Below are 13,277 nucleotides of genomic sequence, written 5' to 3'. Positions count from 1 at the left end.
CCACGATTCAAACAAGGATCACATGCCATCCCGCACACCGGTCAATAGCCCCGCAGTTTCCAACGACTTATGATAGGGTGTCTCCAACTTTGTGGGTAAAGACCAGATATTTCCCAATGCGCTCTCGCAGTTGATTGAAAACTCGGGAACGTTGGCTGAGTTGATTCATAGCCGCCATGTTCTCCACTCCCGAGGAATTCGATCACCTTCCCAAGGTGGATGAAGAGGCTGTGGAAAAACCGGAGTCGGGCGGACCGACCCAAGCCGAAGCGCGTGAGCCTGTGGCTCCTGCCTCTCCGCCGCCACAGAGGCCGGCCGCAGACAAAAACAAGGCGACTAAAAAAATCCCCCTGACTGCACATGCAGGGGGCTCTCCGCCGAAACAGCAGAGTCATCCCGCCTCCGTGTTCAAGCCACGGCCCGCCATTCGATCCAGAATGCAACCAGACGCGGAAGCACCTCCCGCGCATTCCTGGCGGCAACGCTGGGACAAATGGGGCGGACGTTCGCTCGCGCTGAGTTTTGCCGTCCATGCGCTGATATGGGGGGCTGGCGCGGTGATTGTGGTGCATCAGGTCATCGACAAACAGATCGACTTCATCTCCGGTGGCGGCTCGGTCCAGGGCGCGCAGGCTGCGGAGGCGCTGCAGCACAAGATTCAGCAGAAGAAAAATCCCTGGCTGAAAAAGGCGATGCCCAATCGCAAGCTGGCAGTGGCTGACAGCCTCAAGGATGTGATGGTGCTCACGGATGTGCCCGACATGCTCGACTTGCCCCAGACCGTCAAACCCATGGGGGCTGGCGCGTTCAGCGGAGGATTCGGCTTGGCGGGTGCCGCAGGCGGTTCTGGCAACGGGGTGGGACTGGGCGCCAAGAGCGGCATGGTGTTCGGCCCCTTGTTTGGTCTGACCATCAAGGCCAAAAAGCTGGCCGTGGTTCTCGACGTTTCCTCCTCAATGATGCCGCATCTGGAACGCGTGGTCAATGAGGTGGACAAAGTGGCGAAAGGCAGCGTCGTGGTGTTGTATTTTGGCTGTGGCCTGGAGGCACCGTCGAAGCCGCTGGTGGGCACGAAGATATTCCGCACCTCAACGGTCGAGTTTGGAAAATTCTGGCGTCTTGGCGGGGCTACCTTCATGGAGACGGCGCAGTATAAGATCGACACCAGGAAGCCCATCCCCATCAAGGATCTCTTCCTCAAGCTGTCGCGTCGCCCGCAGACCTATTTTATCCACAATGTCGGGGTGGGCTACACCTGGCTCGCGCTGCTGAGTGATGAGGTGCGCAATGCCGACGGTCTCTACTGGTTCTCCGACTTTCAGGACGTCGTGGACTTCAAGCAGCTCTCCGTGGTGCTCGACAACTTGAAGCGCCGGAAGCAGCGGCTCTACATTCACTCCTCTGGCAAAGGGGAGTACTTTGACCTCGTCAAAAATCAGCTCGTGGTTCCCACGGAGGGAGATTCCTACATCGACGAATGAGGATGTGGCAAAGGGCAGTCCCTCATCTGACCGGGGCAAACTGCACGATGTTGCGGTGGTAAACCTCACACTCTTTCTTGTGCATCCAGATGCTGAACCAGAACAGCAGTGCGCCGAAGGCGACCACGAAAAATACGACCATCCGGCTTTTGGGAGAACGCGCTGCGGCGAGGGCCGCGAAGCTGACCAGTGACATCGCATAGTAGGGCCAGGACCAGTCTTTGCGGCGTTGTGTTTGATCCTGAATGAGCGGTGCTAAATCCGGGGAACGCGTGGCGAGGATGCGGGGGGTCGCCTTGGCGCGCAGATCATTGTAGGGCCACACACTAGCGCAGGAGACGCAGATGACGGCCAGCGCCAGCATGCGGCATTTCGGCTCGCCAACCATGAAGGACACAATCAAAAACGTCAGCCCGATGCCCAGGCCGTACAAGGGCAGGGGCTCCAGCAGAAGATGGAGGTATTCGGGGTCGCAGATGCTCTGCCAGAGGGTGGTGAGTTCGCGCCACATGTGGGGGGGATGCTGAACGCTGAACGACCGGGGTGCAAGGATCGTCGTGTGAACAGGGGCGGAATTTATATCATTGGCCATGCAAGCGCCGCTGCTTGCAGCAAAGCACTTGCAAGTGAGGCACTCCGTTGCGTATCGTACCTCAATGAACCTAAGAACTCTGCTGGCACTTCTCCTAATTCTTGTCTCTCTCTCTTCGTGCAAAGACATGACCAAAGGCAAAGGACTGGCGGAAACGGCCGTCGTGGACTTTCACAAGCAGTTCAATGAGCAGAAGTTCAAGGAGCTTTACGCGGCAGGACACGCCGATTTGAAAGCATCTGAAGCCGAGGACGACTTTGTGAAACTGCTGGAAGCGGTGCACCGCAAACTGGGCAGGCAGGTGAAGTCCATCGACGGAGCGTGGCGGATCAACAGCTATAATCTAAAGACCTCCGTCGTGCTCTCCCAGAATACCGAGTTTGAGCATGGCAAGGGAGTCGAAACCTTCACCTACATCGTTTCTGGCGACTTCTGCCTGCTGCAAAGCTATCTTATCAAGTCCAATGACATGCTGCTCAAATGAGCGGAGGTATGAGGCCGAGCTTGCGGTAGGCGGCGAGTGTTTGCATGACAAAGTACTTTCGAGCTTCAGCTCGTTCTGGAAAGCTCCGCAAGCAGCCAGAATCCAGAACGAGCTGAAGCTCATGACTACTTTTCAGAACAAATCGTTCTGCCTGGTGACGGGAGGCATGAGGCCGAGTTTGCGGTAGGCGGCTGGCATGGCGACACGGCCACGTGGGGTGCGTTTGAGGTAGCCTTGCATGACGAGGTAGGGCTCATGCACGTCTTCCAGAGTGCTGGTGTCTTCACCCACGGCGACGGCGACGCTACCCATGCCGACGGGGCCGCCGTCGAACTTGCCAATGATGGTTTCGAGGATGCGGGTGTCCATTTCATCGAGGCCGGATTCGTCGATGTCGCGCATGGTGAGCGCCTGACGGGCGACGTCTTCAGTGACGATGTTTTGCGCCTTCACCTGGGCGAAGTCGCGCACCCAGCGGAGCAGGTGATTGGCGATGCGCGGCGTGCCACGGGAGCGGCGGGCGATTTCGTGCGCGCCTCCGGGCTCGATGGCGACATTCATCAAACGCGCGGAGCGGATGAGGATGTGCTGGATCTCTTCGGCGGTGTAGTAGTCGAGGCGGTTCGGAATGCCGAAGCGTGAACGCATCGGCGAGGTGAGCATGCCGGCGCGGGTGGTGGCACCGACGAGCGTGAAGGGTGGGAGGTCGATGCGGATGGTGCGCGCCTTGGGACCCTGATCGATGATGATGTCGAGGCGATAGTCCTCGATGGCGGGATACAAGTATTCCTCGATGCTGGGATGCAGGCGGTGGATTTCGTCGATGAAGAGGACGTCCCGCTCCTGAAGATTGGTGAGGATGCCGGCGAGATCTCCGGCGCGATCAATCTGCGGGCCGCTGGTGGTGTGCAGCTTGGTGCCGATGGCGTTGGCAATGAGATTGGCGAGGGTGGTTTTTCCCAGGCCGGGTGGGCCGCAGAGCAGCACGTGATCCAGCGATTCCCCGCGCATCTTGGCGGCTTCGACCATGACGAGGAGTTGTTCTTTGACCTTGGTCTGGCCGTGGAACTCGGAAAAATCCGCCGGGCGGAGGGCGAGATCAAAGGGAGAGTCGGGGTCGTTGAGCGTGGGATTCACTGCCTACATAGGAGCGTGGGTCGGGAAGGAGTGCAAACGCACTAGACTCAAAATCTTGTATCCGCCTAGCGGCGTGAGCTAGGAGCGTGACTTGCCAAGTCACGGCTTGAGCTGTGAGCCACTCACCCCAACAACCACGGCACTTGGCAAGTGCCTCTCCTTGCGGTCACTCCCGGCGGATGGAATCTGTCAGGCGACCACGCACGGCGGTGGCTACGGCGATTGCACACACGACGAGGCCGAAGACCAGAACGGCGATGATGAGCACGACCAGGAAAACAACCGGGAGGTTGCCGCCGCGTGCGATCAATTGAGGGAGCACGGCGAGTGCTGCGGTCGCTACGCCGAGGATGAGGCCCAGCACGAGCAGCACGCTGTGCTCTCCCATGATCATGCTCCGCAGCGCTCCGGCACGGAATCCCAGCGCCTGCATGAGGCCAAGTTCGCCACGGCGTTCGAGCACATGGCGAGCTATGAGGACGCCGATACCGGCGGTGCCCAGAAGCACGCCGAGACCGCCGAGGATGGTGAAGATGCCGATGTAGGTATTCTGCACGCTGAGGAACAGCTCCAGGCGCTGCCGTGCGGGCTCCAGCGCCAATCCGCGCTGCTCAAGCTGGCGCGTGAGATGCTCGGCGACTTCAGCCGACTGTTCGGGTTTCGCGTCGATCAAAAAGAAGCGATAGCCAGCAGCATCAGGATACTTCGCGAGGAAGTCTTTTTCACTGATGATCATCTTGCCCTGCAGGATAGAACCGGCCAGCAAGCCGACGATTTTCACCTGAAAGGTTTTCCCGGCGCTGTCCTGATAGTCCAGCGTATCGCCCATGCCTTTGCCGAGGCCCCACATGGCGGTGGCTTGATCGGCGATGGCGGGGATGGGCTGCAATACAGGTATATCAACGACACCCCCAATGTCGGAGGACGACTGTTTCATGTTCTCCCACGAGCCAGACGCAAAGGCAAAGGTGCCGGTCAGCTTGGCGGGGTCAGCAGCCACGAGCACGGGCTTTTGGGCACGGTTGAGATTCAAGCAGCTTGCGTCATCGCCATCGCGCACGCGGAAGGGCACCACGCGGGCCTGTGGCATGAGCTTTTCATCGAGGCCAAAGGCATCCCAGCCCGCCTTCACATTCAGGTCTTCATACACGGGTAGGGAGGATTCACCGATGAGGGCGAAGCCGCCGGTGCCGGAGTCGCGCGCGGTGGTGTCTCCCGCGCTCATGCGGAAGGCGTTTACTGCGACGACGAGGAAAATGCCGCCTGCCATCATGCCGATGACCGCGAGGCTGCGGGAAGGGCGGCGTGAAATGTTGCGCATGCCGATCTGCCGGAGTGAGCGTGCGAGGGTGCCGCTGTCGCTTCGCATCCAGCCGCGCAGAAAGAGCAGGCCAGCGATCATCATCAGCATGCCGGAGCCGAAGAACATGCCCGCCACGGCTTCCGGATTTGTCATCACAAACCCGGCTGCGAGAAGTGCCAATGCAACGACTGCGATGATCAGCATGGTTTTGTGGCCGGGCTTTTTCTGCGCCGGCCTGAGATCATCACTCCAGGAGCCTGCCAGCAGGTCACGTGCTTTGACTTTGAAGAGCTTTCGGCTGGCCCAGCCCAGAGTGAGCAGCACGACGATCAGCGTGGCGAGTGCTGCATTGAAGAGGGTACCGAAGCTGGCGCTGAACACGAGCGGCAGCCCCTGTGTGGCTCCCGTCCAGATGGCGGAGAGTCCGTGCAGCGCGGTCTGTGTGTAAAGCATGCCGCCGAACACGCCGAGCAATACGCCTGCGATGGCGATGACGCCCGCCTCCAGCAGCCAGGCGCGGCGCACCATGCTGCGCGTCCACCCCACGGCCAGCAGGAGGCCGATCTGCGGGGCACGGCGCTCCAGTGTGAAGAGGAACAGCAGTGCGGCAAAGACGAGCGCGGCCGCGATCAAGAACATGCTCAGGCCGATGAAGAGGCCGCCGAAGTCCACGCTGCCTTTGGCGGCGCTAGTGGCATCGTGTTTGAAATCTCGTGGCACCAGACCGATGTCGGCAAGCTGCAGGCGCAGCGCGAGTGCGTTTCCCTTTGCCTCCACCGTCTGGCCTTCATTGGGCAAACGAATGGCGGTAAGTTTGCCAAAACGATTGGCCCAGAGTTTCTGGCCCGCCGCCAGTGTGATGAAGCCCTTGGGGGTGCCTTTGAATTCATCCCAATAGGCTTCGTCCTGGTCTCGAATGGCCTTCATGTCCATCGGGATGCCGGGCTCCCAGTCACGGCAGTTGTCCACGTCTGAAACGCCGGGGAAATCGGGTGTCCATGCCTTGGTGACACGGGGGTGGTTCATCGGGAGAATCGAGGCCACTTTGAACTTGGCGGACTGCTGTTTGAGATCGCGGCCAAGACCTACCACGAAGTATTTGACTTCCAGTTCATCGCCAATGGCGAGCTTTTGATCATCCGCCAGCCATTGGGTGATGGTGATTTCATCATCGTTGCCTTGGCCTGTGGCCGTGACCATGGAGTAGGGGGTGCCGCCCTGCTTGGAGGTGATGCCGTTGACGAGATAAGTCAGCACGCCGTAGGCACCTTTGAAGTCGATGAGTTTGTCCGCGAGACTGCCCTCCAAAAACACGCGGCTGGTGCTGATCTCCCATTCCTTCTTCGCGCCTTCGATGCGTTTGAGCTTGAGCGCAAAATCTTCGAGGGTGCGGTTTTTTTCCAAATTCGCACGCAGGGCATTGAATTCTGAACTGAGCAGGGCGTTCACCCGTCCGTCCATTTCGAGCTGGGTCTGCAGATCGGCGAGATTAACAAACACCGTGTCGGGTGGCACCTGCGAGGCGATGAGTTGAAAGGTGCCGAAGTCTTCGGCGCTGACCACCGCCGCGACGGTGCGCCGCAGCGAGATGTCTTCATTGGTGCTGCCGGAGAGTGGGGCATCGCGTGAGATGGCGCTGGGGCGCTCCAACCGCACGAGAATGGTGTCTCCCACCTTCACGCCGAGTTTGCGCGCGAGAGGTTCATTGATGGCGACGGCGGATTTATCAAAGGCGACGTTCTTGGAACTGGTGCTGAGCTTCCAGAAACTGGCGTCCACGCCAAGCACCTGAGTTCCGTTCACACGCACCTTGCCACTGGCAGCACTCGCTGCGCCGATGGCGATGATGACGGGCGCGGATTCGGTTTTGCGCGCCAGGGTTTCGGTGAACCAGTGGTCACCGCCGAGTACGCCGCCTTCCACTTTGCCGAGGCGCAGGGTCGCCACGCGTTCCAGGCTGGCACGCACGGAATCACCGACGAGCATGGAGCCGGTCAGAATCGTGGCGGCGAGAAAGGTGCCGAAGAGCAGGCCCAGATGACCACGCCAGTAATGACGTGCGGACTGGAGAACGTAATCCGTGAATTTCATTGCAGGACGCCTTCGTGAATCGTCAGCACACGGCCCATGCGGTCTGCTTGGGCGCGATGGTGGGTGACCATGATGAGGGTGACGCCGCTGCTCTTCTGAAGCTGAAGCAGCAGGTCGGTCAAAGTGTCGGCGCTGGTCTCATCGAGAGCGCCCGTGGGCTCATCGGCGAGGATGAGCTGGGGCTGGTTGATGAGCGCGCGTACAAAGGCCACGCGCTGGCGTTCGCCGCCGGAGAGTTGGGCGGGCTTCCAGTTCATCCGCTCCTTGAGCCCGACCTGTTCGAGCAGAGATTCAGCCCGCTGCAAAGCGTCTTTGGGCGGTGATTTCAGGGCGAGCGTGGGCAGCAGCACGTTCTCCAGCACGGAGCACTGCGGCATGAGATGGTGAAGCTGAAAGATGAAGCCGATTTTTTGACTGCGCACAGCGGCAAGCTGCTTGGCCGTCATTTTCGCCAGGGCTTCACCATCAAACAGGATGTCACCTGTGTCGGGCAGATCGAGCGTGCCGAGAATGTTCAGCAGGGTGCTCTTGCCGCAGCCCGAGGGGCCGACGACGGCGACGGATTCACCGGCTTCAATGCTGAGATTGATGCCGCGCAGCACCGGCACCTGCGCGCCACTGCCAGGGTCGGTGTAGGATTTGGAAACGTTGGTTAGCTGGATGAGAGGCATGGGGGAAGCGTAGGCATGCGGTGGGAATTGAACAGCGGGAAAATGACGAATGAACGAAGGTGTGACTCGTTAGTTCATGGGGACTTCATACGCCATTCCTAGGGCGGCGGTGTTTTATGCGGCTGGCACGATGCGCCAGCGCTTTGCTTTGAATTCGTGGCGGGGCAGGCTGTTGGGTTCGGCGAGCCGCACAGTGATGCGCAGGGAAAAAGTGTCTTTGAGCTTGGACTCGATGCTCTTCAATTGCTGCTTTGCCACATTGCCGTCCATTTCGATGACCAGCTCGATCTCGTCCATCGCATCCACCTTGCGCTGTTCGACCATGTATTCGACGACTTCGGGGAACTGGCGCACCACCGCTTCGATGGCGCTGGGGTAAATGTTCACGCCGCGCACCACGATCATGTCGTCCACACGGCTGAGGATGCCGCCGTCGAGCATCAGCCGTCCGCGATGGAGTTTCTTCTTCACCCAGTCGCCCGTGCGGTAGCGCAGCAGGGGGCAGGCGGTGCGGTCCAGCGTGGTGAGAATCAATTCGCCGCACTCGCCCTCGGCCACTTCCACGCCTGTTTGCGGATCGACGATCTCAGCGAGGTACGCCTCCTCAATGACGATAAGCTGCCGCGGCATGTCTTCTGTTTCGTAGCTGACGGGGCCGACCTCAGTCATGCCGTGATGGTCAAACACGCGGGCTCCCCACAGCTCCTCCAGCCGCTGGCGCACCTCAGGCACGCTGCCACCCGTTTCACCTGCGACGATGATCTTGCTGATGCGCAGGTCCGTGCGCTCCAAGCCGGAGGGACTGCCGATCAACTCGCCCAGCCGCAGCGCATACGTCGGCGTGCAGCAGAGCACCGTCGCGCCGTAGCGTGCCATGGCCTCCAGTCGCGCCTGGCTGGACATGCCGCCGCTGGGAAGGATGAGGTAATCTTTCGCGGCCGCCTCATAGGCGGTCCAAAAACCCAAAAACGGCCCGAATGAAAACGCGAAAAAAATGCGATCACTCCCTTTGACCAACCCTGCGGCATCAAGCACGCGCTGCCAGCACTTGAGCATGGCATCCCAGCTCTCGGGGGTGTCCACCCAGGCCATCGGTACGCCAGAGCTGGTGCCGCTGGTCTGGCAGAAGCGGGTGTACTGGCCAATGGCCCGTGTCAGATTGGTGCCAAAAGGAGGGTGCGCGAGGCGGTCTGCCTGAATGTCCGCCTTGGTGGTGAAGGGCACCTGCGCGATGAAATCATCCACGCGATTGAGGCGGCTCACTTTCAGCCCCCACTCGCGGATTCGTTTACCGTAGAAACTGTCCGTCGTGGCGAGATTGAGCACGATGGAACGCAGCTTGCGCCACTGATTGGAGCGCAAACGAACCCGGTCGATCAATGGAGGTCCGTCGGACATGATGTTAGACATGGCGAGGCATGGGGCGGGGTCACTCAAAAAATGACGAATGCCGAATGCCTCTCGTCATTCCTTGAGGATCACAGTTTCCGGACCTCAATCCGCTGCATCAGCAAATGTTCATGCCCCGGCTGCACGGTGATCACATCTTCTCCCGCATTGGCGGCTTCGATGCAGATGAACTCGGGATAGGCTTCGTCGGGAAGATCGGCGAGGCGCTTGGATTTTTCGATCCACGGATTCCACACCACGGTGGCCAGGCTGCCAGCTTTTTCGATGACGAGTTCACGTTTCCAGAGCGGATCATGCACGATGACGGTGGAATCAGAGATGTACATGCGGTCCACTTCTTGATCGATGACAATGGTGCCCTGCTGTGCGCACTTGTCGGGAGACAGGCGGCCTTCGACGTACTGCGTGCCGTGCAGGCCGTGAATGGCGATTTTACGCACGTCCTCCACGTTGAAGTAAGAGTGCAGCGCGCCGGTCATGGTCCAGGCGGTGGTGCCAGTATTCGCGGCGATCAGGGTGATCTGCAGGGATGCCCCAATGTGCACGTGCACCCGTGCGGCAAAGGCATGCGGCCAGAGGGCTTTCGTCGCCGCAGAATCTTGCAGCTTCAGCACAATTTCGACATCCGCTGTGGTTTCACGCGCCACATCGACTTCCCACATCATCGTGCGGACAAAGCCATGCGCAGCCTGGGTGCTGTCGGTCGGATGCGGGCCAAACCAAGGCCAGCAAACGGGGATGCCGCCGCGAATTGCTTTACCCGGCTCCAGCAGCGCGTCGGTGCTCATGTACAGCACGGGATCATGCCCTTCGGGAATCCAGTCCGTCACATGCGCTCCGTTCAGTGCGATGCGAGCGGTTGCAGCGGCGTGCTCGATGACGAGGATGGGATAACCGGCGGGTTCTTCGATGAGGGTGACGGAAGGAGGGAGTGTCATGCGTGCGCACTCATAACCTGAAGCTCGCTGGCAGCAACTCCGCCATTGTCATCGACACCGGTTTTCCATCGCGCAGAAACCCCACGAGCGTCTCCGCCTCCGCAAACTCCGCGATCACCTGCCGGCAGGCACCGCAGGGCGGAAATTCATGCCCAAGGGCAATCACCGCCAGTTCGGCGATTTTCATGCCGGGGCCCTCTTGCGCCACGGCATGGAAGATGGTGCTGCGCTCCGCGCAGATGGTCAAGCCGTAGCTGGCATTTTCGACATTGCAGCCGGTGAAGAGGTTCCCCTGCGCCGTCAGCAGCGCACAGCCGACCTGGAAGTGTGAGTAGGGGGCATAGGCCTTTGCAGCGGCGGCGGTGGCGTGTGCGAGGAGGTCAGTGGTCATTCGACGAAAGGGGCCAGTAACTTGGGCGGCTTACCATCAGCGTGGCGGTAGATGGTGAAGTCTTTGTCCAAAGTGAAGATGCATGTCTGCGGCAGGGCCTCAGCGTGCATCATGAGAGAGGCGTCTGCAAAAGACATGGGGACGTTCGCATAACGTTGCATGAGAGCGAACGTCGGGGCGAGGCTGCCTTCCGAGAGAGTCAGAGGCTTGAGCAGCCCTTGTTCCGCCCAATGATGGAGCTGGCGAAGCGCGGAAGGGTTGTTGCCTGAGCAGAAAGCAGGCTTCGGTGATGACGGCTTCACAGGTCAACAGCGGAGCCTGCACCTTGCTCATCTGCGCGATAGCCCACTCATGCCACTGCTCCCGTCTGTCCAAAACAGCCACGAGCGGCCCTGCGTCCAGCAGGACTATCTGCGCCACTGGCCCAATCCCTCCAAATGCTTAGAATTGCTGGCGAGATCCGTTCGGCCGCTATCCACAATGCCGAAGCCGTCTTTCATGAGGTCATAGGCACTCGGTCTGACGCTGTCCTCTGAAAAAGCCGGTGTCGCCGCCAGTGTGTGTTCGAGCGTTTCGAGCGCGAGTTCCGCTGGTGGGAGATTGCGTGCCTTGCTGGCAGTCACCAAGCGGGCAAAGAGCGAATCATTGAGTTCCAGCGTGAGCGTGCTCATGGGATTGAGTGTACCATGAGTTGGGCAAAGAACAAGACGTGAAGAATGACGCGGCGGCCATGCTCAAGGGAACCGCAGTGGCGCTGCCGGTGCTCACGAACGGTTTCAGCGATTTTTTCATCGCTCAAGTCACCACGAGACCAGGCCTGCTCTGTCGCAGTCCCGAGCGATTCAAGAGCATGCTGAACCTCCATTTCCAAGAGGAAGCGATGGGCTGTCTCCAAGTGCTCGTCAGGCAGGCGGTCCAGCTCTGCATGCAGCAGTGGGCGCAGTTCTTTGGGATCGGTGGGCTGGGGTCCAGTCAGCGTGCTCATGGTCTGATCATTAATCATTGTCGGTGAAACTCAACCTTCCCCATTCGCACCTGTCGCCAGATGCTCTCTCATACCAGAGACATGAGGCATCCAGTTTCATTTTTTCTTTTCTTTCTTCGGTTCAACAGCAGGCGCGGTAGGCGCAGGCGGTGCGGACTGGAGCAGGCCGGCGCGGGTGAGCTTTTCCTTGGCGGCATCCACTTTGAGGCCGCCGGTGGGGAGATCGAAGTCGAGGGTGTCGCCGTTTGGGGTGAAGCCGTGGCCGTCGGCATCGACGTAGATGGGGTTGTTGTAGGCGCAGGGACGGATGCGGGCGTAGTCGCTGGTGCCGTAGCCGATTTTTTCATCGCCGTCTTCGTCGATGGCGACGACGATGAGATGGGCGTCGTGCTGCAGTGGAACGTGGATTTTTTCGTCAAACTTCCCCACGCCGTCCTTGAACATCTGTGGGTGTGTGGCGCGGGTGAAATTGAGTTTGGGATCAGGGCGGCTGTTCACGAGCACCTGCACGCGGTCGATGTCCATCCAGTCGGTGCATTGCACACGTACCTTCAGGTCAATGCCGCCGGTGGCGCGGTCATCGTCGCCAGCGATCTTGCCGTTCTGCGTGGTGACTTCAAGGAAGGGGCCGGTGCTCAGAACGATGTGGCCTGCCTTGGCATGCGGGGCGAGTTCCGCCCAGTCGATCTTCGCGGGTTCATCGGTGCTGCTGGGCAGGTAGCAGCGCCAGCAGCCGACACCGTTGCCATACACGGAGTGGGCATCCGCCACGCCAACGGCGGTGACGCGCAGGCCTTGATTGAGGAGCTGAAGCCAGACGAATTCGCGAACTGCCGAGACCTTCATGGCCAGCGAACCCTTCGGGCGGCTCAGGCGAAACGGTGCCTCTGCGAGGATGTCCGCCCCTGCGCCGTTTTGCGATTCTGCGCCGTCGATCATGCTGCCAACGCCGACGAAACCGCCGTCTGCAATGCCGTCATTGTCACGATCGACGAACATGTTGGAGAGATCGGGGTGGTTGAACTGAATCCAGCGGTCTGCACGCTCGCCCTGCCAGCGGCGCAGGGTGATGGCCGTGATGCGCGGATCGTCATTCCACACTGGGGCACCGCCGTCCTGTTTGAGTGGTTCCGGCTCAAACGGAAAGGCGTTGAAGTGCTGACGGCTGCCGGTGAGTTCGATGCCCTTGACGGTCTTGATGTGGGATTCGAGGCCGAGGGCTTTGATCGTGGGCTCCCAGTCGTAAATGCGGTTGTGCTCGGTGGTGGGGGTGAACTCCAGATGCTCGGCAGCGATGTTGATGATGCGGCCATCTGTGTCGCAGACGTTGTCGCCGCTGGGGGTGCTGTGATTGTGGAAGTCGGCGCTGATCCAGCCCTTGGTATCGACCACGCGTTTGAGCGTGCCCTTGAAGACGGACTCTTTGCCAGGCTCGACGTTCACTTCCTGCTCCAGATGCGAGTACTCCGGGCCACGCACGACGACGACGCGATATTGCCCGGGTGGCAGTTGCTGGGTGAACTGGCCGTTCTCGCTCATGTACTGGTCCACGCAGCCGTGCGCACGATGTTTCGGGCCGAAATTGAGCTTGGGGGCGTCTGGGGCGAGCGGGGCAAAGTGTGCTTTGCAGGGGATGGGCTTGCCGGATTCGTCGGTGATGTCGAAGCGGATGGCGGAGGCGGAAAGGACGTAGAACTTCGGAGTTGCCACGCCTCTTTCGGTCACAGGGAAGGCGATTTTGCTTGGTTCGCGTCCCAAATCATTCGCCGTCAGCTCGGTCTGACCTACAGGGAG

At 60.1% G+C, this 13,277-nt stretch carries 13 protein-coding genes; 2 read left to right on the top strand and 11 right to left on the bottom strand.

Annotated features, from left to right (window positions below):
• Positions 1–176: 176 nt before the first annotated feature.
• Entirely contained in the window at positions 177–1,481 is a 1,305-nt protein-coding gene (locus tag PSV43_RS22540) for a hypothetical protein (RefSeq protein ID WP_300203090.1), read from the top strand.
• A gap of 22 nt (positions 1,482–1,503) precedes the next feature.
• On the opposite strand, the gene PSV43_RS22535 is transcribed toward PSV43_RS22540, so the two are convergent.
• Positions 1,504–1,992, bottom strand: a complete 489-nt coding sequence (locus PSV43_RS22535; protein ID WP_300203088.1) for a hypothetical protein — start codon at positions 1,990–1,992, stop codon at positions 1,504–1,506.
• A gap of 208 nt (positions 1,993–2,200) precedes the next feature.
• On the opposite strand from PSV43_RS22535, the gene PSV43_RS22530 reads away from it, so the two are divergent.
• On the top strand, positions 2,201–2,557 hold the full coding sequence (locus PSV43_RS22530; RefSeq protein ID WP_300203086.1) for a hypothetical protein: 357 nt from the start codon (positions 2,201–2,203) through the stop codon (positions 2,555–2,557).
• Positions 2,558–2,689: 132 nt separating this feature from the next.
• Here the strand turns inward: PSV43_RS22530 and ruvB are convergent, their stop codons facing one another.
• From ruvB to PSV43_RS22480, 10 genes are all read right to left on the bottom strand, one after another.
• Positions 2,690–3,694 carry a Holliday junction branch migration DNA helicase RuvB gene (ruvB, locus tag PSV43_RS22525; protein WP_300203084.1) on the bottom strand — a complete coding sequence of 335 codons (1,005 nt, stop codon included), beginning with the start codon at positions 3,692–3,694 and terminating at the stop codon, positions 2,690–2,692.
• A 166-nt stretch (positions 3,695–3,860) separates the two neighbouring features.
• A complete protein-coding gene (locus PSV43_RS22520; protein ID WP_300203082.1) occupies positions 3,861–7,088 on the bottom strand; it encodes an ABC transporter permease in 3,228 nt (1,075 codons plus the stop codon).
• On the bottom strand, positions 7,085–7,759 hold the full coding sequence (locus PSV43_RS22515) for an ABC transporter ATP-binding protein (protein WP_300203080.1): 675 nt from the start codon (positions 7,757–7,759) through the stop codon (positions 7,085–7,087). Before PSV43_RS22515 ends, PSV43_RS22520 begins: the two co-directional genes overlap by 4 nt.
• A gap of 114 nt (positions 7,760–7,873) precedes the next feature.
• Positions 7,874–9,157 carry an AMP-binding protein gene (locus PSV43_RS22510; RefSeq protein ID WP_300203078.1) on the bottom strand — a complete coding sequence of 428 codons (1,284 nt, stop codon included), beginning with the start codon at positions 9,155–9,157 and terminating at the stop codon, positions 7,874–7,876.
• Between the two features lie 80 nt (positions 9,158–9,237).
• Positions 9,238–10,107, bottom strand: coding sequence for a D-hexose-6-phosphate mutarotase (locus PSV43_RS22505; RefSeq protein ID WP_300203077.1), 870 nt, complete (start codon positions 10,105–10,107; stop codon positions 9,238–9,240).
• A gap of 10 nt (positions 10,108–10,117) precedes the next feature.
• The gene (locus tag PSV43_RS22500) at positions 10,118–10,498 is read right to left on the bottom strand and encodes a cytidine deaminase (protein ID WP_300203075.1); all 381 of its coding nucleotides are present in this window, start codon (positions 10,496–10,498) and stop codon (positions 10,118–10,120) included.
• Positions 10,495–10,800: a hypothetical protein gene (locus PSV43_RS22495; RefSeq protein WP_300203073.1), complete on the bottom strand. Its 306-nt coding sequence runs from the start codon at positions 10,798–10,800 to the stop codon at positions 10,495–10,497. Before PSV43_RS22495 ends, PSV43_RS22500 begins: the two co-directional genes overlap by 4 nt.
• Positions 10,801–10,905: 105 nt before the next feature.
• A complete protein-coding gene (locus PSV43_RS22490; protein ID WP_300203071.1) occupies positions 10,906–11,169 on the bottom strand; it encodes a hypothetical protein in 264 nt (87 codons plus the stop codon).
• The gene (locus tag PSV43_RS22485; protein ID WP_300203069.1) at positions 11,166–11,483 is read right to left on the bottom strand and encodes a hypothetical protein; all 318 of its coding nucleotides are present in this window, start codon (positions 11,481–11,483) and stop codon (positions 11,166–11,168) included. The genes PSV43_RS22490 and PSV43_RS22485 overlap by 4 nt, the downstream gene beginning before the upstream one ends.
• Before the next feature lie 96 nt (positions 11,484–11,579).
• Positions 11,580–13,277: CehA/McbA family metallohydrolase (locus PSV43_RS22480; RefSeq protein ID WP_300203067.1), on the bottom strand; the 1,698-nt coding region annotated here is incomplete at its 5' end.

The organism is Prosthecobacter sp., assembly GCF_029946185.1.
GTDB lineage: Bacteria > Verrucomicrobiota > Verrucomicrobiia > Verrucomicrobiales > Verrucomicrobiaceae > Prosthecobacter.
The sequence above is the reverse complement of the archived record's forward strand: the minus strand, read 5'-3'. Positions and strand labels throughout refer to the sequence as shown.

Excerpts from the sequence above, each read along its gene's own strand:
- PSV43_RS22530 (WP_300203086.1), top strand. The coding sequence starts at position 2,201 with ATGACCAAAGGCAAAGGACTGGCGGAAACGGCCGTCGTGGACTTTCAC.
- PSV43_RS22510 (WP_300203078.1), bottom strand. The coding sequence starts at position 9,157 with ATGTCCGACGGACCTCCATTGATCGACCGGGTTCGTTTGCGCTCCAAT.
- PSV43_RS22505 (WP_300203077.1), bottom strand. The coding sequence starts at position 10,107 with ATGACACTCCCTCCTTCCGTCACCCTCATCGAAGAACCCGCCGGTTAT.
- PSV43_RS22490 (WP_300203071.1), bottom strand. The coding sequence starts at position 11,169 with ATGAGCACGCTCACGCTGGAACTCAATGATTCGCTCTTTGCCCGCTTG.
- PSV43_RS22485 (WP_300203069.1), bottom strand. The coding sequence starts at position 11,483 with ATGAGCACGCTGACTGGACCCCAGCCCACCGATCCCAAAGAACTGCGC.
- PSV43_RS22515 (WP_300203080.1), bottom strand. The coding sequence starts at position 7,759 with ATGCCTCTCATCCAGCTAACCAACGTTTCCAAATCCTACACCGACCCT.
- PSV43_RS22500 (WP_300203075.1), bottom strand. The coding sequence starts at position 10,498 with ATGACCACTGACCTCCTCGCACACGCCACCGCCGCCGCTGCAAAGGCC.
- PSV43_RS22535 (WP_300203088.1), bottom strand. The coding sequence starts at position 1,992 with ATGTGGCGCGAACTCACCACCCTCTGGCAGAGCATCTGCGACCCCGAA.
- PSV43_RS22540 (WP_300203090.1), top strand. The coding sequence starts at position 177 with ATGTTCTCCACTCCCGAGGAATTCGATCACCTTCCCAAGGTGGATGAA.
- PSV43_RS22520 (WP_300203082.1), bottom strand. The coding sequence starts at position 7,088 with ATGAAATTCACGGATTACGTTCTCCAGTCCGCACGTCATTACTGGCGT.